Genomic DNA, 25915 nt, shown 5'->3' on the forward strand with positions numbered 1-25915 from the left:
ATACGATGGATGGGGGTGATTCCATGAAAAGATGTAGGCAATGTGGTAAGACATATCCATCTCATTCGACAGACCACTACCAAAAAGGAAGCTGGTATGATGCGTATAAGGATAATAGCTGGGAATGTGATAGTTGTAAGAAAGGGAACTCAGAAAAGCCAGGGAAACCAGTGAAAAATCCTTGCTGCGGAAAAGATCCTTGTGTTTGTGTGATTCAAGGCCCGCCAGGCGGGAGAGGAAGAAGAGGCCCAGCGGGTCCAGCGGGTCCGGCAGGCCCAGCAGGTCCAGCAGGTCCAATCGGTCCAACAGGCGTAGGTTTAACAGGCATCTTGGCATTTGATCCAGCAGTAGCACCAACCTACCCAGTAGGGCAAGTGGTGACATACGATGGCAGTACGTACGTCGTCAATTCAGTACCGCCATTAGGTACACCTGATACGTCGGCGGATTATACATTATTAGCTGCAGCGGGGGAAACAGGTACAGGGCCAACAGGTGTCACAGGAGATCCAGGTCCAACTGGAGCCACAGGAGCAACCGGCGTGGGTTTAACTGGGGTTGTACCGTATGATGCTGCAGCAGCACCAGAATATCCATTGGGGCAAGTGGTGACATATGAAGGTGGAACGTATCTTGTGAATACAGCATCACCAACAGGTACACCAGATACATCATCAGATTATACGCTATTAGCCGCTGTAGGCGCGACTGGCGTTACAGGCGCTACCGGTACGGGTGCAACAGGAGAAATTGGCCCAACCGGAGCCACCGGCGTTACGGGAGCAACAGGAGCAACCGGTGCCACAGGGATTACAGGAGCGACGGGAGTAGGTCTAGCCGGCGTCACAGCGTTTGATCCAGCGGCAGCGCCGACATATCCAGTAGGTCAAGTGGTGACATATGAAGGAGGAACTTACCTCGTCAATACTGCACCGCCAACAGGTACACCTGATACGTCACCAGATTATACGTTATTGGCCGCTGCAGGAGCGGCTGGCGTTACGGGTGCAACCGGTACAGGAGCCACGGGTTCCACCGGCGCAACAGGAGTGACAGGACCAACCGGGGAAGTTGGTCCAACCGGAGCTACCGGCGTCACTGGAGTTACGGGAGAAATTGGCCCAACCGGAGCCACTGGTGTTACGGGAGCGACGGGGGAAATTGGCCCAACCGGAGCTACTGGCACAGGAGCAACAGGGATCACAGGCGCGACAGGAGCAACTGGTGCAACCGGCGTCACAGGAGCAACTGGTGATACAGGGGCAACAGGAGTGACCGGAGCAACAGGTGTCGGTTTATCTGGAGTTGCAGCGTTTGATCCAGCAGTAGCGCCAACCTATCCAGTAGGTCAAGTAGTGACATATGAAGGAGGAACATATCTGGTCATTACAGCGCCGCCAACAGGCACACCGGATACTTCTCCAGACTATACGTTATTAGCAGCCGCAGGCGCGACAGGTGTCACGGGAGCGACAGGAGCAACTGGGGTAACCGGTGATACAGGAGCGACAGGAGAAACGGGCGTCACAGGAGCCACGGGAGTCACGGGTACAGGAGCAACCGGAGCAACCGGCGTCACAGGAGCCACCGGGGTAACAGGTGATACGGGTGCTACTGGAGTAACCGGAGCAACTGGGGTAACTGGTGATACAGGAGCGACAGGAGAAACGGGCGTCACAGGAGCCACGGGAGTCACGGGTACAGGAGCAACCGGAGCAACCGGCGTCACAGGAGCCACCGGGGTAACAGGTGATACGGGTGCTACTGGAGTAACCGGAGCAACTGGGGTAACAGGTGATACAGGTGCGACTGGAGTCACAGGTGATACAGGTCTCACCGGAGCAACTGGAGTCACCGGAGCGACAGGAGTAACAGGAGCCACGGGAGTGACCGGAGCAACTGGATTAACTGGAGTCACCGGAGCGACAGGAGTAACAGGAGCCACGGGAGTGACCGGAGCAACTGGATTAACTGGAGTCACCGGAGCGACAGGAGTAACAGGAGCCACGGGAGTGACCGGCACAACTGGATTAACTGGAGTCACCGGAGCGACAGGAGTAACAGGAGCCACGGGAGTGACCGGCACAACTGGATTAACTGGAGTCACCGGAGCGACCGGTGTCACAGGAGCCACAGGCTTAACCGGAGCAACTGGATTAACTGGAGTCACCGGAGCGACAGGAGTAACAGGAGCCACGGGAGTGACCGGCACAACTGGATTAACTGGAGTCACCGGAGCGACCGGTGTCACAGGAGCCACAGGCTTAACCGGAGCAACTGGAGTAACAGGAGCCACGGGAGCCACAGGTCTAACCGGCGCAACCGGAGCAACTGGATTAACTGGAGTCACCGGAGTTACAGGTCTAACCGGCGCAACCGGCACAACTGGTTTAACAGGAGCCACGGGAGCCACAGGTCTAACCGGTGCAACAGGCGCCACGGGAGTCACAGGTACAGGAGCCACAGGCGCCACCGGTCCAACAGGAGTGACAGGATCGAGTGCCATTATTCCGTTTGCTTCAGGTACACCTGCTGTCCTGACAACAATTGCAGGCGGTCTCATTGGTACATCGAGCTTGATCGGATTTGGTAACTCAGCGACAGGTGTCAGTATTTTAGGCGGAGTGATTGATTTAACAGGCGCTGCAGGCACTTTACTCAACATGGCGTTCTCAGTTCCGAGAGCCGGAACGATCACATCATTTGCCGGCTATTTCAGTACGACAGCTGCTCTTTCTTTGCTCGGCACAAGTATTACGGTCACAGCTAGTTTGTTTGCTTCACCAACACCGAATAACAGCTTTTCCCAAGTAGCAAGCGTTACATTAGCACCAGCCTTATCCGGGGTTTTAACGCTAGGTGCTATAGCAAATGGTATTGCGACTGGGCTCAATGTACCAGTCACACCGCAAACAAGATTGCTTGTTGTATTCTCCGCATCAGCTACAGGTCTATCCTTAGTGAATACCGTAGCAGGCTATGCGAGTGCTGGTTTATCGATCACGTAATAGGCACATAGGGACGACTCGATGCCTGAGTCGTCCTTTTTTGTTTGAAAGAATTTTCTCTTAACTTAGTAAGAAAAAATGATATCATTTTCTTAGAGTCTATTCGGGTGAATCTACTGAATTAGGGGTTGTGGCGGTGAGTATGGGCAAAAGGAAACTGACTTTACAAACGAAAATTTTGGGATTAATTATCGGGCTTTTGCTTGTTGTCATTGCATTATTAACCATTTGTTTTGGTTTTCTGCAGACATCAGAAAGGCAGGGTCAAGCTGAACAGCTGGCGGTGCAGACCGCTAGAACGATATCCTATATGCCGCCCATTAAAGCATCGGTGGCTCTATCAGCGTCCCAAAATGAAGAACAGGCAGTGCTTGAGCAAATGAAGGAGCAAGTAAGAGCACATGCCATCTTCATTACCAATCGAAAAGGAAAGGTCCTTGTTCATACGAATCATGAGGACGTAGGAAAAACCATCAGTGTATTGGAAGGAAGAAGTACTCTCTTATTTGGAGGAACCTCCATATCAACTGATGATTCTAATGGTGAAACCGTTGTCAGAGGCAGTGCACCCATTATGAAAGAAACAGGAGGGCATGAAGAAATTATCGGCACAGTCACCGTCGAATTTTTAAAAAAGGAAATTGATCAAGCGACAGCTCATCAGCTATTGAAACTTAGCTATATTGCCCTTCTTGTGCTTTTGCCTGGCATATTCGGTGCGATTTTTTTAACGAAGAGTATTCGCAAAGATACATTAGGGCTTGAGCCGCATGAAATTGCTTCGTTGTATCGAGAGAGAGAGGCGATGCTGCTCGCTATAAAAGAAGGGATCATTGCGTTTGACCAGAAAGGCGCGATTACGATGATGAATACATCAGCTGAGCACATGCTGCGCGTCTCATCAAAGCTGCCCCTTCATATTGATCAAGTCTTGCCAAATGTCAAACTTCTTCTCTATTTAAAGGCGGAGACGATTGAACCTAACATCGAAACCGTTGTCAATGATAAAACCTATGTCTTAAATGTGAAAAAAGTAATGCAGGATCATCGAGTATTCGGAGGGATTGTGAGCTTCAGGGAGAAAACGGAGCTGACGAAGCTGCTGGATACATTAACAGAGGTCAGCCAATATTCAGAAGACCTAAGGGCCCAAACGCACGAATTCTCAAATAAGCTGTACGCCATCTTGGGCCTGCTTGAGCTGAAGCAAGTTGATGAAGCCATCGACCTAATTAAAGAAGAATATCATCTGCAAAACCGTCAGCACGATTTACTCAAGAAGCAGATTCGTTCTCCTAAAATACAAGCCATCTTACTTGGCAAGTTAGGGAAAGCTTCTGAGAAGAAAGTCCATTTCCACATTGATGAAAATAGCTCACTTGAACCGCTCCCAGCTCATTTAAGTTTATCTCACTTTATTACCATCATTGGCAATCTCGTCGATAATGCTTTTGAAGCTGTATTAAATAAGGAGAAGCGCGAGGTAGAACTCTTCATCACAGATATTGGGTTTGATATTATCATAGAAGTGTCAGATTCAGGTGATGGAGTGAATGAAGAGGAACTGTCACAGATTTTCACAAGAGGCCATTCGTCAAAGGGAGAAGGACGAGGCTACGGGCTTGCGAATGTGAAAGAAGTATTGGACGAGCTTGGGGGCTGGATTGAAGTTGCGAACCAAAAAGAAGGCGGTGCCATCTTCACTGTATACATACCGAAAGGCACAAAGGGGGAATAGATGGTGATTAACGTACTCATTGCGGAGGATGATTTTCGAATCGCTGCCATTCATGAATCTTATATACAAAAGATAGAAGGATTTAAGGTCGCTGGAAAGGCAAAGAGTGCAAAGGATATGTGGGAGGCGCTCCAGAGGGAACAAGTGGATCTTATCTTGCTTGATGTCTATATGCCTGATGAGCTCGGCACCAACCTGCTGCCGCTTTTAAGAGAACGCTGTCCTGAAGTAGATGTGATCATTATCACAGCTGCAACGGAAACGACGCTTTTAAGAGATACGCTTCATTACGGAGTGGTTCATTATTTAATCAAACCGGTGACCGCACAAAAGTTTGCACAAGTCTTAACCGAATATAAAGAAAAGAAAGACATCATCAATTCAAAGGATGAAGTCAATCAAACGATGATCGATCTGTTTTTTGGGCAGATGCAGGAAGAGCCAAAACAGAGGGATGACAGAGATCTCCCCACAGGCATCAATTCACTGACCTTGGATAAAGTGAAAACATTGATGGCATCAGAGAATAGCGGAATTACAGCAGAAGAACTCGGGGAAAAGATGGGCGCATCACGTACAACTGCGAGACGGTATGTAGAGTATCTCGTGACAACAGGGGAATGCCGGGCAGAGCTTGCATACGGAATTATTGGCAGACCTGAACGTAAATATTACCCTGCCAAACAAGCGGAGTCTTAAAAGATGAAAAAAGGAATGCTTTTTGTGATCGTGCTCTGCCTTTGTATGACGCTCACCTTTAATGAAAAAAAGGCCGGAGACTCTTTCCTGCAGCAAAGCTCCTTATATATTGTGGTGTCGGGTGTACCAGAGGGGGGATTTGACCAAACGGCTCAGGTGATGAAATCAGTGCTTGAACAAGAGAAGCTGGTGAACCGGCCTGTGAACATTCTTTATCAAAGAGGCGGAACGGTGGATAAAGGGTGGACATACATGATGGAGCGGGAAGCCAACTATATCAGTTTAAATTCAAGCTTATTGTTAAGCCGTAATTTACTTGGCAGCAGTAACGTGACGATGAATGATGTGACGCCGCTGGCAATTCTTGCAGAAGAGTGGCAGGTCGTCGCAGTCCCAGTGGATTCTCCTTTTGCAAATGGGAAGGAGCTGTTACACGCACTCAAGAAAAAACCAGATTCCTTAAAAATTGGGTTTGCCCCTGACTTTGGAAATGATGATCAAATCTCATTCGCCCGAGCAGCAGAAATGGCAGGGATTGATCCATATCGCATTCAATTTTTGAAATTTGACAGTGCAGACGATTTATTTCAGGCACTCATTGACCATGAAGTGGATGCAGCAACGACTACCATTACAGAGGTTCGTCATGATTATGAAAAAAAGAGGCTGAAGCTCATAGCGACGACAACCAGCCAGCGTTTAGATGGATTTGAAGATGTGCCGACATGGAAAGAGCAGGGGATTCCGCTCATCTTCTCCCATTGGCGCGGTGTGATGGGCCCAAAACAAATGAGTCAGCATGACATTCGTGAATGGGATCAGCTTCTTCAAAAAATGACGAAAACGAAGTCCTGGAAAAAGCGATTAAAGCAAAAAGGCTGGACAAGTCGTTATATGAACAGCAAAGAGGCAAAGATCTTTATGGAAAATCAATTAAGGCAATATGAGCAATTGATACAAGGAGAACAAGCGGTCGAGTGAGACCGCTTCCAGCGTGTAGACAAACCCTTGCATTCGCCCGCATTCCTGCGTGCCGGTGCTCGCGAATCTCATATTCGCTCCGCTCCATTACTCGTCTTTCCTAGGGCTGCAAAGGTTTTCTATCACGCTGAAAAGAAGACAAAGGGATGAAATAAACCCTTTGTTTTTTTCATGGAATGAAATAGCCCAATGTTTGAACAAAATGAACAAAAAGCATTTATCGACCGAAAAAGAATTAAAATTCATAATATTTACTTCAATTCTCACCTCAGATATGATGACAAAAAGGGTTGGAAATGGGATACCAACACATTAATGAAAGCGTATACAACATAAGGGGTGAACAATATGTTAGCAATCTTAGGATTTCTTATGATGATTGTATTTATGGTTTTGATTATGACGAAACGTATGTCTGTTTTAACGGCATTGGTGTTAACACCGATTGCATTTGCTCTTATTGCAGGTTTTCATTTTACTGAAATTTCAGATATGATTGTCAAAGGCGTGCAGCAAGTCGCACCAACAGCGGTCATGATCATGTTTGCGATTTTGTACTTTGGCATTATGATTGATGCGGGTTTATTTGACCCAATGGTGGCGAAAATTTTAAAAATCGTTAAAGGCGATCCATTAAAAATTGTGGTCGGAACAGCTGTCCTGACGATGCTTGTTGCACTTGATGGTGACGGAACAACAACGTATATGATTACAACAACAGCGATGCTTCCACTATTTACGCTGCTTGGCATCCGTCCAATTATTTTAGCGGGTATTGCCGGGGTTGGCATGGGAATTATGAATACAATTCCATGGGGAGGAGCTACACCTAGAGCGGCGAGTGCACTTGGCGTTGATCCTTCACTTTTATTTGGACCGATGATTCCAGTCATTGGTGCAGGGGTTCTCAGTATGATTATTGTTGCTTATTTTCTTGGAAAAGCCGAAAGAAAACGCCTTGGTGTCATTGAACTTGACCAGCCGATTCATGCAAATGAAATGGCAGCGGCACTGCAAGATGACATCAAACGGCCGAAGCTTTGGTGGTTTAACCTGGCGCTGACTTTGTTATTAGTGCTGCTGCTTGTATCAGGTAAAGTCAGCTTAACTGTTCTATTTGTTCTTGCTTTCTGTGTGGCGATTATCGTGAACTATCCGAACTTAGATCAGCAGCGTGAGCGAATTGCCGCTCACTCAACAAACGTTTTAGCCATTGCTTCGATGATTTTTGCGGCAGGTGTTTTTACAGGTATTCTAACTGGAACGAAAATGGTCGATGAAATGGCGATTTCGATTGTATCTGCAATTCCAGAGCAGCTTGGCGGATTTATTCCAGTTATTGTCGCATTAACAAGCGGGATCTTTACTTTCTTTATGCCGAATGATGCATACTTTTATGGCGTACTGCCGATCCTATCAGAAACAGCGGCAGCATACGGTGTCGATAAAATTGAGATTGCCAGAGCCTCTATTATTGGCCAGCCGATTCATATGTTAAGTCCACTTGTTCCATCGACTCATTTACTTGTTGGACTTGTTGGCGTATCACTGGATCAGCATCAGAAATTTGGGATGAAATGGGCTGTGCTGGCAGTCGTCGCTATGACCGTCATGGCGGTTCTCATTGGGGCCATTTCCATCTGGTAAATAAAAAAGTGTCTGCTGCGGGCAGGCACTTTTTTTAGGTCATATTGCCGGGCAGGCTCCATTCATTTGCCCTAGACAAAGATATGCCTGTTCCTCCAAAAGGTTTATTTTTGAAAAATACTGACACTTTTTCTGTTTTTTTCTTTATAATGCAAATCAATGAAGGGAGAGGATAGCATGTCCAAACGAAAAGGCACGATTCTTTTTGCTGCTGCATGCCTCTTGGCAGGCAGTTTGTCGATGGTGAGCCCAACTTCAGCTCATGCAGAAACCCCTTATTATGGAAAGAGTTATGAACAGCCGGCTTCAGTGAAAAAGCTATACCCTAAGCCTGGCGAGACGTTTGAAACCCCTGCCTTTCAGAAAAAAGGAGAAGCATTTACGACACAAGAAGAGCTTCAAGCTTTCTTAAAAGACATTGTCCGCAAAAGCCCATATGCCACTCAGAAACAGATTGGAACATCCATTGAAGGCAGGTCCATTCCGGCCCTGTACTTTACAAAGGATCGCTCCATTACTCCACTTTCAAAAAAGCCAACCATCTGGCTCCAAGCACAAATACACGGAAATGAACCAGCCTCCGGTGAATCTGCTCTCGTCATTGCAAAACGATTAGCAGGTGAAGAAGGAGAGCGTATACTCAATCATGTCAATATCATCATTGTTCCAAGAATCAATCCTGATGGTTCTTATGCGTTTGACCGCAGACTGGCAAACGGATTAGACGGAAACCGTGATCATATGACATTAGAATCTCCAGAACTGGCAGCCCTGCATCAAGAATTTAATCGGTATGCGCCAGAGGTAGTTATTGATGCCCATGAATACGATGTGGGTCAAAAGCAGTTTGAAAATATTGGTTCATCAGGCGCTCTCAAATATCATGATTTGCTTATTCTTTCAGGGAAGAATTTAAACATTCCTGAAAGCATCCGGCTGACATCAAATGAGTTATACGTTAACGGAGTTCGTGAAACGCTGACGAATAAAGGATTTTCTAACGATTTGTATTATACAAACACAAGAGGAAAGGATGGAAAGATCGACATCTATGAAGGTGGAACGGATGCGCGAATTGGCCGTAATGCCCTTGCACTTTCGCCAGCCCTGTCATTTCTTGTAGAAAGCAGAGGGATTGGGATTGGAAGAGAGGATTTTGCCCGCCGCGTCGCTGCGCAAGTAGCCACCCATGAAAAAATCATTGAAACTACAGTGAAACATGCCAAACAGGTGAAGCAGCAAATGGTGAAGGAGCGGCTGAAGCTGGTCAAAAAAGGATTGCAGCCAAATGATGATGATCAGGTGGTCATTCAAGACGATTTCCAAGCACCTGTCAATGACTCGCTGGAAATGGTTGATATTGAGAAAGGACAAACGACTCAAGTTCCTGTACGCTTTCACAGTGCGAGCGATGCTGTTCCTGTCTTAACAAGAGAGCGGCCGACAGCTTATCTCATTCTTCCGGGTCATGAAGGAGTAGAGAAGAAACTCAGAACATTAGGATTAAAAAGTGTCACATTGCCGGCTGGCATGAAAGTACCGGTACAAGCCTATCAAGTGACAAAGCGAGAAGAAAAGAGCAAAACAGATATTCAGCTTGAAACAAAACTCGTTGACAAGAAACGTCAGCTGCCAAAAGGAACAAAGGTCTATGTCACGGCACAGCCGCAAACCAATTTGCTCTCACTTGCCCTTGAACCAGAATCAAAGGACAGCTATATGTCATCAGGGTTTATTGCTTCAAAAACAGGTGATGAACTGCCAGTCTATCGTTTCGTACTTCCTCAAAAGACGTTAGGTATTCAATAAAAAAAGGCTAAAATAAAGATCATTTTAGCCCTTTGTCTTCTTTTCAGCGTGATAGAAAACCTTTGCAGTCTAGAAGGGCGAGTACCGGAGCGGAGCGAATTGAAACATTCGTGAGCACCGGAGCGCAGACCTGACAACGAATGCGAGGGTTTGTCTACACGCTGAGCGGCACTAGGCGTGCCGCTTTTTTTATTTTCGTCCAGCTCTTATTTCATCTGTCATGCCTTCATATGGTGCTTCTGCGATAATGGTTTCGTCATTCACACCTGCATGATGGATATACGTAATGTCCGCAAATTCTGGGACAACATATTTCGGATAGGTTTCGTATTTTTCACGAGATTCTTTCATGAGATCGATGTAGTCATTTTGATAGCAGACGGTGATGTCTGGACGTTCATGCACCCATTTAGGGAAGAAGATGACGCCATGCATGCGTTTTTCTTCAGGCATAAAGTTCAGAGAGACGTCTGTCCCAGTTGGTTCTGTCCAAGAGACTTTGTATACGCCTTTTGTCAGCTTCACAATATTTACTTCTTGATCACGGACCCAGCGTCCTCCAACCATGCCGCTATGAATGCGGTAATCAATGGTGTGATCATTTTTAATGTAAATCTCATATTCCCAGCCATTTTCATACGTATAAATCATATGAAGTCCAACGAATTGATCCATGTTTATTCCTTCTTTCATTAGAATGATGTTTTTTCAAACATGTTGTGATTTACATGTTTATTTTAAAGTCTATGGTATACTATTGTCAAAGAATAAGCGTTGGAGGCCCATCATGAGAGTACTAAAATATGCCATTCTTGGCTTGTTGGATCAGCATGAGCTGACGGGATATGATATCACGAAACATTTTAAGGATTCCCTTGGACAGTTTTGGAGTGCGAAGCACAGTCAGATTTACCCTGAACTGAAGCGTCTTACAGAGGAAGGGTTTATTGAATTTGATATTCACATACAAGGAAAAAAGCTGGAGAAGAAAGTCTATCAAATCACAGCGGCAGGAAAAGAAGAATTGCGTCAGTGGTTAAGAACAAAAGATCCGATTCCGGAAACAACAAAGGATGAATTCATGCTCAAAACCTTTTTCATCTCCTCCATGGACAAAAAAGAAGCGGCTGACCTGTTTGCCTATCAACTTTTAGAGCGCACCAAGAAAGTAGAGGTACTGGAACAAAAGCTGCATGTTTTGACAGAGGAAGACCCTTCTGCTGAATCACTGCATTCAGCGCAATTTGGGCATTACTTAGTGCTGACAAGGGCAATTGAAAGAGAAAAAGGCTATGTCCGCTGGCTCCAAAAGACCCTTAAACGTATTGATTCATCTATGGTCTAAGGCAATGGTCGGATGATATGATAAAAAATGGTTTGAAACGAGTGAATTTATCAATAGAAACCGCTACAATGGATATATTCGTATTAAAGTGAGGCGAGTATGTTTGAGTAATCAAGAAGCGTTGTGGAATGAAGCAGAAGCTTTTATTTCTGTATGCTATGAAGAATTAAACAAGTCAAATGAAGAGAAGGCAGCACGTCTGCATGAAATAAAAAAAGAAATCGAGTCTGAAGGAATTTATACGCATACACTAGAGGAATTAGCTCACGGGGCAAAAATGGCATGGCGCAACAGTAACCGCTGCATTGGCCGTTTGTTTTGGTCGACCCTGCATGTGCATGACTGCCGGCATGTAAAGACAGAGGATGAGGTGAAGGAGGCGCTCTTTCATCATATTGAGTATGCGACAAATGGCGGGAAAATCAAACCGTCCATTACGATCTTTCCCCCAGAGAAAAACAGACAGAAGGAAGTCGTCATTTATAATCATCAGCTCGTTCGCTATGCAGGCTATGAGACGGAATATGGCATCATCGGCGACGAGGCATCTCTTGAATTAACAAAATTATGTGAAGCCCATGGCTGGAAAGGGGAGGGCACACATTTTGATATTCTGCCTCTTATGTTTCAGCTAAAAGATCAGCCGCCTGTTCTGTATGAGCTTCCGAAAGAAATCGTTCAAGAGGTAGAGATCACCCATCCTGAATATGATGGATTCCGTGATTTAGGATTAAAATGGTATGCGGTTCCGATTATTGCTGATATGAAATTAGAGATTGGCGGGATTCATTACAATGCTGCACCGTTTAATGGCTGGTATATGGGCACAGAAATTGGCGCACGTAACCTAGCGGATGAAAACCGCTACAATATGCTGAAAAAAGTCGCTTCTCTTTTAGGACTGGACACAACCAAGAATTCGTCCCTTTGGAAGGATAAAGCCATTGTCGAATTGAACGTGGCGGTTCTCCATTCTTATCGCGAAGCAGGGGTGACCATTGTCGATCACCATACAGCAGCACATCAATTCAAGCAGTTTGAAAAGCAGGAAGAAAAGGCGGAGCGCAAGCTGACTGGGGACTGGACATGGCTGATTCCGCCAGTATCACCAGCTGCTACCCACATATTCCACAAGCATTACGACAATACCATTGTGAAACCAAACTATTTTTATCAGGACAAGCCCTATCACGGGACAGAAAAAGCCTAGCGGGAGTTATATGTAATTCCATAAAAAGGTGTCTTTTATCATAATACATGTGTCCATTTAAACTGAACAAAAGGGATAGATATCTATCCCTTTTGTTTTATTTATGATGACCACAAAAGATCTCTTCCTTACCACAACAATGGGCGAAAGTTTGCGCTCTCGCATTCCACTTCTGGATGACTCTCTCACGTTTATCCTTTTGCATTCCCTCCCAAGTTTGATCCCATGAGGACCATTCCTTGATATTAACAGTTGTTATAACATTCAGCTCTTATTTTTTGTTTGAATTGCTTGTACTCGGTTCATCCAATTGCTCAGAATATCTGAGCCGCAGACTTATAAATAATAAGACCAATGCAATGACCGTTAGGAAAACCCCCAGCAATCGGAATCCTGTAAAGGTGAACGCACCTCCCATAATGATACCTGTCAACAGTGAAGATAAAATTGTTCCCAAGTATCTCGAAGTATTAAATAGGCCAGATGCTACACCAGCAATTTCTTTTGGAGAGCTTTTAAACAAAGCTGCCTGCATACCAACAGCGTTTAGCCCGTTGCTAAAACCGAATGCGGCTAACGCCAGGCACACACTGATGACTGGTGAACTTTGCGTCCATGTCACGATCCACACTGCCCCTACTACCATCAGTAATGAGGATACAATCAATGCAGGTCTGGGTCCTGATTTACCGACCCATTTCCCTGCTATTGGCGAAGCTGCAATCGAGCTCAAGCCCAAGGTTAACATAAGAATCCCTGTCTGGAATTCACTGACATGACGTACCATTTGCAGGTATGACGGAATCCCAAAAAAGAGTGAATAATAAAGGAAGTTAACTAGCAAGTATTGTATATTGACCCAAGTCATCCCTGGATATTTGGCGAAGGTGCGTAAAGGAATAAATGGCGACACTGTTTTTAGCTCATGTCGTACGAATATTCCCACCGCAACGAGCCCGATTAGCACAACAACGATATTCCACATAGAGAAATGCCCAGATGATTTCGCTGCCAGCAAGCCAACTAGAAGGGCAATCAGACCCACCGCAAAGAGCAGAATTCCTGGCACATCAATCACACCCAGTAATTTTCGAAACGACATGTCACGTGAAACCGTTGCTGCTGGTCCATCATTAGGAATCATTTTCCAAGTTAATATAAAGCTCGCTACTACAAACGGGGTATTGACGATGAAGATCGCTGGCCAGTCCCACCATTGAATAAGTACTCCTCCGGCAAAAGGTCCTATAGCTGCCGCACCGGATAGGAAAATTGATAAACCTGCTAAAGCATCTGATTGCTTTTCTGTAATATGAAGGCGTACTATAGCTGTTCCAACTGCAATCAGCATACTAGTTCCGATGGATTGTACGATTCTGAACACAATAAGCCATCCGAAATTTGGAGAAAATGGAGCCAGAATAGAAGAAACTAAGGATACAACAAGACCAGCCAGAAATATCTTCCTCCTGCCGAATAAATCACTAGCCTTCCCCATGACAGGTTGGGCGATAGCACTAGCGATATAAAATGAAAACACAATCCAGGAAACAGCAGTAAAATCAATGCTATACACATGTTGCAACCTAGCAATAGCAACAGAAATCATTGATGAATTTAAAGGGTTTAATAATATTCCTAGTCCAACGGATATCATTAACCATCTGCTACGAGAATTCATTTTTTCTCCCCCTTTAAATTTGTTATATTGATATCTTACTTGGAATTTTACATTCATTCCAACGCATTTAAAGTTATGATATCATTGACCAAAAGGAATGATTGGAGAGAAAATGAAATGGAACTCCTTCAACTACAATATTTTCTAGAGGTAGCTCGATTAGAGCATGTAACTGAAGCTGCACGAAGCCTCCACGTTACGCAATCGTCGCTAAGCAAAACGATTCAGCGTCTGGAAGAAGATTTAGGTTACCTTTATTTGATCGCACAGGCAGGAAACTGCGATTAAATGAATTTGGCAAGAAATTCATTCGTCGCGCGGAAAGGGCTTTGTTTGAGTTGGAACAAGGAAAACCGGAGATTATCGATTTGTCTAGAGGAGAATCTGGCACACTAAAGCTTGCGGTAACCACAGCAAGCACTTTGCCTCAGATGATGCGAGAGTTTCGTAAAAAACGTCCTAATATCCAATTTCATGTGCAAATGCTGACCACACTGGAAATGGTCACGCTTTTACATCGAGGCGAAGTCGATTTTTGCTTGTCGTCCTCTCCTTTTCAAGGGGAAGACATCGAATGTCAAGTTGTCTTTGTTGATCCCATTCTTGTAGCAGTTCCTCATGGGCATCGACTGGCAGACCGAACTAGCGTATGTTTAACAGAACTTAAGGATGAATGCTTTGTCGGTGTGAAAAGAGGATACGGCACTCGTGATTTAGTAGACTCTGTATGCAAATCGGCTGGAATTGACCTTAAATATGTGTATGAGGGTGATGAACCTACACGTTTGATCAGTCTTGTAGAAGCTGAAATTGGACTTGCCTTCATACCAAGCACAGCAAAAATATCCTGGGGAAAGATTAAATATTTGCAAGTTGAGAATCATGAACTTGTACGTGATATCGCTTTATTATGGCATACAAGTCGATACATGACGCAAGCTTCATTGGATTTCCGCAAGGTAGTTCTAGACTATTTTGAGGCAATATCGAACCAGCCCAATTAATCTTGCATGACTCATACCGATTCGATATTATACGAGGTCTAAGTCCCAACCAGCCTCAAACATATTTCTACATGTAGGTGGTAAACAGTTTACTTGACGGAATCAATGTCCCACGCCTCCGTATCTAGCCTGGCTACTGATAGATTAAATCTAAATAAAAAAAGTTCAACCAGAAAGTTCTGGCTGAACTAATACGAAAGCTCCGTTTAACTATCATGAATAGGAATAATGTTTACATATAGCTAGGTTTTTTATGACCGTATTCGAAAATCCTGATAATGAGCAAGCTCGGTGAGCGGCTCCATTTGCATGTCGGTGACTTTTGAAAAAGGACTTCCTTTCCGGACAGTCTCTAAGAAATCAATCACTTTCTGCTGCTCACCCTCTACCTTTAACTCGACATGACCTTCATCTGTGTTGCGTACCCAGCCTTTCATTCCACGATTGACGGCTTCTCCCTGAACAAAATAACGAAAGCCGACTCCTTGCACACGTCCTTTTACAATGGCGTGATATTGAATCATGGTCATCTCTCCTTTTTTCACATCGTACCATAGCCTGCATCTGATCTTCACGCCTCGACTATGATTTGATTGTCAAACGATGTAAAATAAAAGCCAGTAGACAACCAAAGGAGATGGGCATCGTGGGACAAAAGAGCTACGACATAGAAGGAATCCAAGTGGGACAACCTATCATTACATATGCGAATGGAAAAGAAATCAAAACAGCCATCAACAAAAGGCGCATTCATGAGCCTGTGTATTTAAGTCAGGTCAATTTTGAAGGAGATGGTCAGGGGGATTTGGTTCATCATGGGGGTTATGATAAAGCCGTCTGCGTCTATCCGTATGATCATTATGCTCACTTTGAACAATTTTTAGGGGTACCATTACAGGAAGCTGCCTTTGGCGAGAATGTAACAGTACGCCAGCTAGTCGAAACGAATGTGCATATTGGCGATGTGTTTCAGCTTGGAGATGCATTTGTTGAGGTGAGCCAGCCAAGACAGCCTTGTGTGAAATTGTCTCTTAAGCATGGCAGCATGAAGCTTGTAAAGGAAGTGCAAAAAACAGGGTATACAGGCTTTTATATACGTGTATTGAAAGAAGGCATGGTGCCGCCTGATGCATCGCTAGTACTAGTAGAAAAAGCGTCCCATCACATTACGGTCCATGAGGTTAATGAAGTCAAATATCGTCAAACAAGTCCAGAGAGACTGAAAGCCGTTCTTGAAGTAGATGCTTTAGCAGATGTGGTGAGGAAGTCTTTAGAAAAACGAATTCAGCACATTTAAAAAAAGCCGTACATTATCTTAAGATGTACGGCTTTTCAGCGTTTATGAGCTGCGTTTCTTTTGCTCAAGAAGATTTGCAAGGAAATATGTTTTTAAGCTTTGAAGCTTTCTTCCTTCATGCTTAGTCACACCAAGCTTCTTTAATTCTTCGACATACCAGCCTTTGCTACCATAATGCATGATAGAAAACTCCTTTCAATTGAAACTGCCTGCATTGTAACATCTCAAAAAAGAACGTGAAAAGCGTGCAGGTGTCAAGAAATGAAAACTGATTCTATCTGCCTATGATCCATGTATATGCTGGAAATATTGATTTATGAATTTGGCGGGTTGAGGGTAACGAGGATCATGCCGACCGTCATAATCATGATGACAACACCAAGATAGGTCATCATGGATTGTTTTTTCTTAATCCCTACAACCGTTAAGATAATACTTTCGATGAAAAAGATAACACCTATGATGATGAACCACATATCAAATAAGACCCCTTTCACATATCTTTGCCTATTTTACCACAGGCTTTTTTGTTTAGTCGTGACAGATTCGTGAAACGGGCATGAAAAAATCCCCTCCAGTGAAGGAGGGGACCCGCTGCTTACAGCTTTGTTAAAATAATTGGTTCGTCTTTAGTGATCACAATCGTATGTTCAATCTGTGCGACTAGACTTTTATCTGGTGTTTTAAATGTCCAGCCATCATCAGCTTGATAAATCGATTCAGCATTTGTTGAAATAAAAGGTTCAAAAGCAATGACTGTGCCATTTTTAAACAAAGCATTATCGAATGGATCATAGTAGTTCAAGATATGGTTAGGTGCTTCATGCAGATTCTTCCCAATGCCGTGTCCTGTTAGGTTTTTAATGACGGTAAATCCTTGTTCTTTCGCTGTATTGTAGACCGCACGGCCAATTTGGTTTTGTCTTTTACCGGCTTTTGCATGCTTTAATCCTTCAAGGAACGCATCTTCCGCACACTTACATAATGCTTCAAGACGAGCATCACCTGTACCTAAAACGAATGAAATGCCTGTATCGGAATAATAGCCATCTAGTTCTGCTGAGATATCAATATTTACGAGGTCGCCCTCTTGTAAAATGGTTTTTTCACTTGGGATACCGTGTGCAACTTCATCGTTCACGCTGATACAAGTGGTACCAGGGAAGTCATATTCCTTTTCAGGTGCTGAATTGGCCCCATGTTCTTCTAATATTTTTTTCCCAATCAAATCTAATTCTTTTGTAGACATGCCTGGTTTCGCTTGGCTTTTCATTTCTTCTCTTGCCAAAGCGACAATTCGGCCGACTTTTTTTAAGGCTTCTAACTCATGATCATGTTTGACAATCACTGTTCATTCCCGCTTTCTATATCTTCATTCTATTCAATAGCTTACCACATTTTACGCAAAAAGAGTAAAGAGCGGAATTCAAATGGATGTGGACAAATTGGTATAGATAACTAGACGTGCATATGATATATTTTTTATGAACATCATGAATGATTTGGTCATGATGATGACAAAGGGGGGAAATCAGATGGTGTTTCAGTTTTTTCAAAAGCTCGGAAAATCATTTATGCTTCCAATCGCTGTACTTCCAGCAGCAGGGATTATTTTGGCCATTGGGCGGGAGGATGTATTCAATATCCCGTTTATTCATGCGGCAGGGAATGCAATTTTTGCGAACTTGGCTTTAATTTTTGCAATGGGTGTAGCGATTGGTATTTCAAAAGATGGGAACGGGGCAGCGGCATTATCAGGAGCGATTTCTTATTTTATTTTGTCAGCCGGTACAACGTCGATTAACTCAACCAACAATATGGGGGTATTGGGCGGTATTTTATGCGGGCTTTTGGCAGGTTATGTTTACAATAAATTTAAGGATACGAAACTGCCGGAATACTTAGGTTTCTTTAGCGGAAGGCGGCTTGTGCCTATTATGACCGCACTTTTCACCATTCTATTAGCAGCCGTTTTCGGATATGTATGGCCGCCGATTCAAAGTGTAATCAATGATTTAGGAGAATGGATTTTAAGTCTTGGTGCAACAGGTGCAGGGCTGTTTGGTTTCTTTAACCGATTACTCATTCCATTAGGACTTCATCATGTCTTGAATAATTTATTTTGGTTTCAATTCGGGGAATTCAGCGGAGCAACAGGGGATTTAGCGCGATTCTTTAAAGGAGATCCAAGCGCAGGTGTCTTTATGACCGGATTCTTCCCAGTGATGATGTTTGGTCTGCCAGCGGCATGTCTAGCCATGGTTGTGACTGCAAAACCTGAGAAACGAAAAGCAACAGCTGGTCTGATGATTGGGATGGCACTTACATCATTTATAACAGGGATCACTGAACCAATTGAATTTTCTTTTATGTTTTTATCTCCACTTTTATATGGTGTCCATGCTATTTTGACGGGGCTTTCGCTTTTTATTGTGAACACTCTTGGGATTCATAGCGGCTTTGCCTTTTCAGCAGGTGCGATTGATTACGTCTTAAGTTTCGGTATTGCGCAAAAACCGATTTTGCTTCTTGTAGTAGGAATCATTTATGGCGTCGTGTACTTTGTCGTTTTCTATTTCCTCATTAAACTATTAAAGCTGAAAACACCAGGCAGGGAAGATGATGACTTGGAAGATATCGCAGCGGATGATGCGGTGACGGCAGGTGGAGCGAGTATGCTCGTAGAGGGGCTTGGCGGCAAAGACAATATCACCACCATTGATCATTGTGCTACACGTCTTCGCTTAACAGTAGAGGATACTAATTTATTAAATGAAGGTACATTGAAAAAAGCAGGTGCCAAAGGGGTGCTGACTTCTGGAAAAACATCCGTACAAATTATTATTGGAACGAATGTAGAATTTGTCGCAAATGATCTCCGTAAAGAAGTCGATCGAGATTAAAAAAAACGTTCAGCCAGGTCAAATGGGCTGAACGTTTTTTTGTTTACGCTGTTCGATCACTAGCACAATACTGATCACAACGAGTAAGAACCATGAACTAATTTTCCCTAGATGAACAATGGACCAAGCATGCTGCTGATTTGGATATTGCCATGCGCCTAAAAAGGTGGTAACATTTTCGGCAACCCAAATAAAAAAGCCAATCAGGAGAAATGAAACAACAAGCAGACATGTCAGCCACCATCTGACATCATAGAGCCAGTGATGCGTAAAGAAATTGAGGTAAATGCACAAACTGATGCCAATTGAAAGAAATGGATGTGGCCACTCAGCCACTTTGACATGAAGTCGTGAAAATGCTTGATAAATATAACTAGCCACACTCGCATACATAAAGCCGCTATATAGTGGAACCCCAAATATTTTTGTATAAGCTTCTTCTGGATAGGACCAAGAGCCCATATGTACTTTATACACTTCTAAACAGATTCCTATGAGATGAAATAGACAAATGACCTTTAGCTCCGCCCAAGTCTCCAGCCGCAGCGTCAGCATCAGGATCTGAGCCGCGAGGCAAAGCAGTAGAATGAAATCATACCGGTGAAGAAAAGGAATAGTCACCGTCTTTGATAGGGCAAGCGCCGCAAAGATCATGACGGGGAATAGACATGAGATGGCCTGTAAATAAGCAAAATGAAATAGTGTTTTCATACAAAATGAAACCCCTTTTTACTGTCTGAAATGACTTAGACGGTTTTAGCAAGGGAAAAGTTTACCTCAACTAGATATTCATGAACAATTTGTGAATATATATGTGAAAAAGATCACAAATAACATATTGAGTAGTATAATAAGATCATAAAGAAAATGTGAAATATTTCACATAATTTAAAAGGAGGCATCATCATGTTTACAAAATTCTTACAAACGAATGTATGGGCAGCCGTTATCCTTTTGGCAGCAAGACTTTATATCGGATGGACTTGGCTGACATCTGGTATTGGAAAACTAACAGGTGGATTTGATGCATCAGGCTTTTTGCAATTTGCAATATCTGAACCTGTTGTCAAAGATGGTCATCTTGTGTATCCGTTCTATGTATGGTTTTTAGAAAATGTCGCTTTGCCAAATGCCGGACTATTCAGTGCCATGGTCATGTGGGGAGAAATCTTAGTAGGCCTAGGATTAATTGTTGGATTGTTTACAACAACAGCAGCCTTTTTTGGAAGCGTGATGAATGTCTCTTTCTTACTAGCTGGGACTGTCTCTGTGAACCCGCTGCTTCTGCTTATTGCCATCGTCATCATGGCAGCGAAAGGGAATGCAGGCAAATTTGGACTTGATTATATCGCAGGTCCATTCCTAAAAAGAACAATGAAAAGAAAGCCGCAGTTAGAAGTGGCATCATCATAAAGAAAAGCATCTAGAGCACAAGCTCTGGATGCTTTCAGCGTGTAGACAAACCCTCGCATTCGGTGTCAGGTCTGCGCCGGTACTCACGAATGTCAAATTCGCTCCGCTCCGGTACTCGTCCTTCCTAGGGCTGCAAAGGTTTTCTATCACGCTGAAAGGAAGACAAAGGGCTAAAATAAAGATCATTTTAGCCCTTTATCAGCAATCTAAAAGCATCCTGAGCACAAACTCAGGATGCTTTTTTATTTAAGAATCGGCTTTCATGAGGTTGATATGCAGGACGGTGAGCTCATGCTGGCTCATATCTGGATCATGGCCTACGATAAATTCGAGTTCATAATCACCGGTTCGATACACATATTTTTTCTCTTTTGTCTGCGGAATGGTGCTCACTGAATCCGCTGGTCCAAGCTGTTTCTTTAGTAACGAAGAGGTCATACCGCCGATATTTGTTTCTTTTTCTACATTTGTACCGAAATAACGGATTTCATCAATTTTGCCTTTTGCATCATAGTGAAAAGCAAATCCGGGATTCCCCATTTCCGCATGATACAAATCAAAGCTGCTTTGGCCTGTTTCTGGATATGGATTTCCGAGCTGATGATGAACATCTTCTTTTGTTTGAACGCCTATTTTCAGTCCCTTCGCATAGTAGGGCATTTGTCCTTTATGTGCCAGCTTATAAATGCTGTTAAGCGCGGCTTTTGGACCTTGAGGAACGGTTTGCTCTGCTGCTGGTTTAGTCATGGCGTGTGCTGAGACAGCAGGGCTGAAACCGAATAGGGCGGATGAAGCAAGTGAAGCAGTCACGACAAAAGCTGCTGTTTTCTTCATGATAAATCCCTCCTTCTTCTCCTATACCCGGTGCAATCATGATCAAACGTGAAAAGAACCAGCTGATCAAGGATCGGCTGGTTCTTAGTATGAGAACGTTATTTTGAAGAAGAGCTGGATTCATCTTTGGCGGAAGAGGAATCCTTTTCATCCTGTACTTTCTTTGTATAGTCATAGTCGTTGCGGTCAATCGGTGTAAAGCCTTTAGGCTTGTAGAAACGGAGTAAATCTTCGGTGACAATCTTATCAGATGTCTCCAGCATCTTTTTCACCGTTTCATTTTCTTGGGATGCCTTGTCTGTTGGCTCGATTTTCTCGCCTGTTTTGTTGCTGTAATAGTTATTGCCTACTTTCGTGTAGTCCTTAGACACGAAGTCACCATTTCTAAATGGCACAAGCTCTTTAAAGTTCTTCGATAAGATATCAGAACCAGACATTAAATAGTTCTTCGTATCATCACCAAGCAGGTGCAGAAGAGTTGGGGCGACATCGACTTCACCAGAGTATTTATGAATCTGTCCGCCTTTTACGCCAGGTACATGGATAAAGAGCGGCACACGCATAAGCTGCGCATTTTCATAATCTCCAATTTTTTGTCCAGTCACTTTTTCCATCGCTTCATTATGGTTTTCAGAAATACCGTAATGATCTCCGTACATAATGACGACTGTGTTGTCATAGAGACCTGACTTTTTCAAATCGTTGAAGAACTGTTCAATCGCTTCATCTAAATAATGAGCCGATTGAAAGTAGTTATCGACGACAGAGTCACCGAAATCACCAGGCTCGAAATCAGTATCACCTTCATCCATTCCAAATGGGAAATGGTTCGATAAGGTAATGAATTTCGAATAAAACGGCTGCTTCATGTTTTTAAGGATTGGCATCGACTCTTTGAAGAACGGTTTGTCTTTCAGTCCATAGTTCTTCGTATCCTGCTCGTTCATATCGTAGTACTCAGAATCGTAAAATCTGTCATATCCAAAGGATTTAAACATTTCATTACGGTTCCAGAAGGTTTTCGTATTGCCATGGAATTCTGCTGACGTATATTGATCCTTCTTCAAAATACCAGGAAGTGCTTGATATGTGTTTTGCGCTTTGTTAATAAAAACAGAGCCCTGTGATAATGGGAATAACCCAGTATCCATCATAAATTCAGCATCAGACGTTTTTCCCTGTCCTGTTTGATGGAAGAAGTTGTCAAAGTAAAACGTTTTGTTGTCGTGTGCCAATGAATTAAGGAATGGCGTTACTTCTTTTCCATTCACCTTATAATCAATGACAAAGTTTTGCAGAGATTCAAGAGAAATTGTAATGACATTCATGCCTTTCGCTTTCCCGTAATAAGCCGGGTTAGGATCAGCGCTGTTCGCTTTTAAATAGTTCTCTACATCTGTCACGTCATTTGAATTTGCCAGAGCACGCTGGCTGTTTGATTTCACATTTTGAATGGCATCAAACACAGTAAAGTTATAAGCACCTAAATATTTAACCAAATAATTGCGGTCAAACGATCTTGATAAAAGCTCTGGACGATCGATCTCTGCAGCTACTAAGTTTAAAATAAAGATCACAACAGAGGACACAAGGACGAGTCTAAACGATTTTGATTTTTGAACAGGTACAGTGGCTGTACTTGTTTTCTGCTGTCTTTTCATGCGGATTGCAAGTACGATCAAAATGATTGTATCAATAAAGTAAAACACATCAGTCCAACGCATGAGTGAAAATGCACTATCACCTAATTGTCCGCCATTCGTTCCTGCCTGCATCACTGTAGGCAGCGTGATAAAGTCATTGAAGAATCGATAGTACACGATGTTTGCGTATAGTAAAAAAGACATGAAAAAGTGAATCACAATGATAGCGGCAGGCTGCCATTTCTTCTTGAACAATAAAGCAAAACCAAGAAAGAACAAGCTGGAGCTAATGGGATTCACGAAAAGCAAAATATGCTGAAGCACATTTGATATACCAAGTTTAAATTCGATTAAATACGCTGAATACGTTTTGAGCCATAGTAAGATGGCTGCAATTAGAAAGAAGCCGAGACCTCTTTTTTGAATAAATGTTTTCATATAAACACTCCTTTTCTCCGATACACGGAAGAGGCGGAACGAAAGAAAACGAACCATTAGAATATACCACGAAATGCACAAATAGAAAAGTCATAACCGGTGAAGAGCCTTTGCAAGCCTGTCCGAGCAATAAAAGGAGAGAAATGAAAATATTCGCCAATCGAAAAACTTTTTATGAAAATAGACCTATTATTTGCAGAAAATTCAGTGATTTTCCAGTTGCTATATCAATAAAACAGGTAAAAAGATACAAGTCTAAAGAATTAATTTAATTTCTACAATGGTCATTTAGAGAGTATTTCCATTGTTTATTAATGTTTATGCAGGTTAAACAAAAAAAATGAGCCATGTAATAGAATAAGACGATGGATAAAAATTCCTCCTATACAATATATCAATATATTTTTGTGTTTCGTGAACATAATGGTTTTCATGTATTTTTTAAGGGTTTCATTTATTTTAATAAGTGAACAAATTATCTAAATATACTTAAGTGAACATATCGAGACTATAAACTTCTGAATTGGGGTCGATATAGACAGTGACAGGAAATCTTCCATTGAAAGGATTGATAGTATATGACTGTACGAGCAGAGAACCTCGTTCAGAACTGGTTTCCGAGTGAGGACGGAAATGCAGGAGAGCGTAAAGAACTCATCAAATTGATGGAGCAGATCATTTCAGGGGTCGATGACCTGAAAGATCCCAACCGTGCACACCTTAAAGGTGAAAAGAATCGTGGGGAGGATTTTTACAAAAAGCTCACTGAAACAAGTCAAATTCCGATGAACGGCCAGCAAGCGGAACTTGTGAATGAAGAATTACTGAAGCTTTTACATAACCATCCATACCACACCAAGTATTTCTTCACGAACATTTTGCCAATGGCAAGTACACCAGGAATTTTAGGCATGCTGACAGCTATGCTGGTAAACGGAAACAACCTTTGGGATGTTTATGGACCAGCAGGTGCGGAAGCTGAGGTCAGAGTGGTTTCAATGATGTCTAAGCTCATCGGATATGATCCAAATATGAGCGGGGGATACACAACATGGGGAGGTCAAGGAGCGATTTTTTCAGGACTTCGTTTAGCGATCGCAAAAGCTGCGCCGGAGTCACTGCGAAAAGGAGTTCCACAAAATCTTTATGCGTTTTGTTCTGATGCTGCACATTACAGCTTATTTAAGTCAATGGAAGCAACAGGACTAGGCACAAACAACTTAATCAGAATTAAGACGAATAAAGATCATTCAATGGATATGGAAGATTTGCGTTGTCAAATGGAACGTGTTGCACAGGGTGGCGGGATTCCCGTTTATATTGTGGCAACAACCGGAACAACAGATGCCATTGCAATTGATGATGTCAAAGGGGTACGTGAAACAGCAGAAGCGATTGCTGAAAAGTATGATCTGAAGGTGCCGCATATTCATGCAGATTCGGCGCTGGGTGGATTCTTTGCTTTCTTTAATGAGTATGATGTATCAGAAAACCCGCTGCAATTCTCAGTCGGTGTTCTTCGGATGCTAAAAGAAATCAAAGCGAAATTCCAGCATCTTTCTCTTGCAGACTCGATGTGCTTTGATTTTCAAAAGCTCGGCCAAACACCTTACACATCCAGTTTATTCTTAGTGAAAAACGCTGCTGACTTAAAGCGTTTGGACCTGGAGGAACAAGAGACGCCATATGTTGGCCATAGAGGCTACGGTGAATACCATACGGGTTATACGCTTGAGTGCTCAAGAATGGGAAGCTCGATCAGTATGCTGAGTGTGCTCTTAACGTTTGGGGTTGAAGGCTATCAGCGCTTGCTCGGTCAATTCTTAGAAGTGAACCTTGCCTTCAGAGAAGCACTTAGTCGAGAAATTCCGCAAGCAGAAGTCGTGAATGATGACAACGTCGGAATGGCGACATTATTTAGAATTTACCTAGACGGCTCACCGCGTTTTCAAGAAGAGATTTCTGGCGAAGCGACTTCAATGGAAATTGAGCGAAACAATGAATTGAACAAAATGCTGTTTGAAAAACTTGGAGAGAAAAGAGATGAGATGTTCTTTGGCGATACAACGAAGTTTTTACTTGTCAACTCAAAAGAAGGTCAAGAATTCTATCTAAGTGTTAGTAAGTTTTTTGTCATCTCACCTTATACGTTACCAGAGCATATCCCTCATATCGTATCTTATTTAAAAGATGTGATTGCATCTGTTTGTGGACAATTTGAAAATGTACATGCTTAAATCAAATCTGAGAGTGGAGATGTAGGAA

At 43.2% G+C, this 25915-nt stretch carries 21 protein-coding genes and 1 pseudogene; 13 read left to right on the forward strand and 9 right to left on the reverse strand.

The genetic code is table 11. The features are described 5' to 3' along the window. The first annotated feature begins 23 nt into the window (after window positions 1-23). The 6 genes from M1D81_RS03705 (at window position 24) to M1D81_RS03730 (ending at window position 9882) form a co-directional block, all read left to right on the forward strand. Window positions 24-3008, forward strand: a complete 2985-nt coding sequence (locus M1D81_RS03705) for an exosporium glycoprotein BclB-related protein (RefSeq protein WP_456265592.1) — start codon at window positions 24-26, stop codon at window positions 3006-3008. Window positions 3009-3150: 142 nt separating this feature from the next. Next, the gene (locus M1D81_RS03710; protein ID WP_456267165.1) at window positions 3151-4746 is read left to right on the forward strand and encodes an ATP-binding protein; all 1596 of its coding nucleotides are present in this window, start codon (window positions 3151-3153) and stop codon (window positions 4744-4746) included. 3 nt (window positions 4747-4749) lie between these two features. Further along, the gene (locus M1D81_RS03715) at window positions 4750-5445 is read left to right on the forward strand and encodes a response regulator (protein ID WP_456267164.1); all 696 of its coding nucleotides are present in this window, start codon (window positions 4750-4752) and stop codon (window positions 5443-5445) included. Between the two features lie 3 nt (window positions 5446-5448). Next, entirely contained in the window at window positions 5449-6426 is a 978-nt protein-coding gene (locus M1D81_RS03720; RefSeq protein WP_456265591.1) for a tripartite tricarboxylate transporter substrate-binding protein, read from the forward strand. A 348-nt stretch (window positions 6427-6774) separates the two neighbouring features. After that, complete coding sequence (locus tag M1D81_RS03725) at window positions 6775-8073, forward strand: citrate:proton symporter (protein ID WP_034283666.1); 1299 nt, start codon at window positions 6775-6777, stop codon at window positions 8071-8073. A gap of 177 nt (window positions 8074-8250) precedes the next feature. Beyond that, the gene (locus M1D81_RS03730; protein WP_456265590.1) at window positions 8251-9882 is read left to right on the forward strand and encodes a M14 family metallopeptidase; all 1632 of its coding nucleotides are present in this window, start codon (window positions 8251-8253) and stop codon (window positions 9880-9882) included. A 189-nt stretch (window positions 9883-10071) separates the two neighbouring features. Here M1D81_RS03730 and M1D81_RS03735 read toward each other — a convergent pair whose 3' ends face one another. Then, complete coding sequence (locus M1D81_RS03735; RefSeq protein ID WP_008341777.1) at window positions 10072-10557, reverse strand: phenolic acid decarboxylase; 486 nt, start codon at window positions 10555-10557, stop codon at window positions 10072-10074. 112 nt (window positions 10558-10669) lie between these two features. On the opposite strand from M1D81_RS03735, the gene M1D81_RS03740 reads away from it, so the two are divergent. Beyond that, a complete protein-coding gene (locus M1D81_RS03740; RefSeq protein WP_456265589.1) occupies window positions 10670-11227 on the forward strand; it encodes a PadR family transcriptional regulator in 558 nt (185 codons plus the stop codon). 103 nt (window positions 11228-11330) lie between these two features. Further along, window positions 11331-12437, forward strand: coding sequence for a nitric oxide synthase oxygenase (locus M1D81_RS03745; RefSeq protein ID WP_456265588.1), 1107 nt, complete (start codon window positions 11331-11333; stop codon window positions 12435-12437). Window positions 12438-12708: 271 nt separating this feature from the next. Here M1D81_RS03745 and M1D81_RS03750 read toward each other — a convergent pair whose 3' ends face one another. Then, window positions 12709-14118 (reverse strand): MFS transporter, encoded by a 1410-nt coding sequence (locus tag M1D81_RS03750; protein ID WP_456265587.1) that lies wholly within the window; start codon window positions 14116-14118, stop codon window positions 12709-12711. Between the two features lie 117 nt (window positions 14119-14235). On the opposite strand from M1D81_RS03750, the pseudogene M1D81_RS03755 reads away from it, so the two are divergent. After that, window positions 14236-15122, forward strand: a pseudogene (locus M1D81_RS03755) (LysR family transcriptional regulator). Window positions 15123-15373: 251 nt separating this feature from the next. Here the strand turns inward: M1D81_RS03755 and M1D81_RS03760 are convergent. Further along, window positions 15374-15646, reverse strand: coding sequence for an acylphosphatase (locus M1D81_RS03760; RefSeq protein ID WP_262090688.1), 273 nt, complete (start codon window positions 15644-15646; stop codon window positions 15374-15376). 122 nt (window positions 15647-15768) lie between these two features. On the opposite strand from M1D81_RS03760, the gene M1D81_RS03765 reads away from it, so the two are divergent. Next, on the forward strand, window positions 15769-16419 hold the full coding sequence (locus M1D81_RS03765) for an MOSC domain-containing protein (RefSeq protein ID WP_456265586.1): 651 nt from the start codon (window positions 15769-15771) through the stop codon (window positions 16417-16419). Between the two features lie 42 nt (window positions 16420-16461). Here the strand turns inward: M1D81_RS03765 and M1D81_RS03770 are convergent, their stop codons facing one another. The 3 genes from M1D81_RS03770 to map all read right to left on the reverse strand — a co-directional run bounded on the left by M1D81_RS03770 (window position 16462) and on the right by map (window position 17767). After that, a complete protein-coding gene (locus tag M1D81_RS03770) occupies window positions 16462-16599 on the reverse strand; it encodes a YflJ family protein (RefSeq protein ID WP_064497716.1) in 138 nt (45 codons plus the stop codon). A gap of 134 nt (window positions 16600-16733) precedes the next feature. Further along, complete coding sequence (locus M1D81_RS03775) at window positions 16734-16895, reverse strand: hypothetical protein (RefSeq protein ID WP_087978305.1); 162 nt, start codon at window positions 16893-16895, stop codon at window positions 16734-16736. 122 nt (window positions 16896-17017) lie between these two features. After that, window positions 17018-17767: a type I methionyl aminopeptidase gene (gene map / locus M1D81_RS03780; protein WP_024424611.1), complete on the reverse strand. Its 750-nt coding sequence runs from the start codon at window positions 17765-17767 to the stop codon at window positions 17018-17020. Window positions 17768-17954: 187 nt separating this feature from the next. Between map and nagE the strand changes: the two genes are divergently transcribed. Next, window positions 17955-19322 carry an N-acetylglucosamine-specific PTS transporter subunit IIBC gene (gene nagE, locus M1D81_RS03785; RefSeq protein ID WP_456265585.1) on the forward strand — a complete coding sequence of 456 codons (1368 nt, stop codon included), beginning with the start codon at window positions 17955-17957 and terminating at the stop codon, window positions 19320-19322. 18 nt (window positions 19323-19340) lie between these two features. Here the strand turns inward: nagE and M1D81_RS03790 are convergent, their stop codons facing one another. Further along, entirely contained in the window at window positions 19341-20033 is a 693-nt protein-coding gene (locus tag M1D81_RS03790; RefSeq protein WP_456265584.1) for a DUF817 domain-containing protein, read from the reverse strand. Window positions 20034-20228: 195 nt separating this feature from the next. On the opposite strand from M1D81_RS03790, the gene M1D81_RS03795 reads away from it, so the two are divergent. After that, complete coding sequence (locus M1D81_RS03795; protein ID WP_456265583.1) at window positions 20229-20735, forward strand: DoxX family protein; 507 nt, start codon at window positions 20229-20231, stop codon at window positions 20733-20735. A gap of 246 nt (window positions 20736-20981) precedes the next feature. Here M1D81_RS03795 and M1D81_RS03800 read toward each other — a convergent pair whose 3' ends face one another. Together M1D81_RS03800 and M1D81_RS03805 are read right to left on the reverse strand one after the other, a co-directional pair. Then, window positions 20982-21569 carry a DUF4309 domain-containing protein gene (locus M1D81_RS03800; protein WP_456265582.1) on the reverse strand — a complete coding sequence of 196 codons (588 nt, stop codon included), beginning with the start codon at window positions 21567-21569 and terminating at the stop codon, window positions 20982-20984. A gap of 98 nt (window positions 21570-21667) precedes the next feature. Then, window positions 21668-23650, reverse strand: a complete 1983-nt coding sequence (locus M1D81_RS03805) for an LTA synthase family protein (protein ID WP_456265581.1) — start codon at window positions 23648-23650, stop codon at window positions 21668-21670. Window positions 23651-24228: 578 nt separating this feature from the next. On the opposite strand from M1D81_RS03805, the gene M1D81_RS03810 reads away from it, so the two are divergent. Next, the gene (locus M1D81_RS03810; RefSeq protein ID WP_044334637.1) at window positions 24229-25887 is read left to right on the forward strand and encodes a pyridoxal phosphate-dependent decarboxylase family protein; all 1659 of its coding nucleotides are present in this window, start codon (window positions 24229-24231) and stop codon (window positions 25885-25887) included. Window positions 25888-25915: the final 28 nt, after the last annotated feature.

The organism is Bacillus sp. JZ105 (assembly GCF_053903125.1).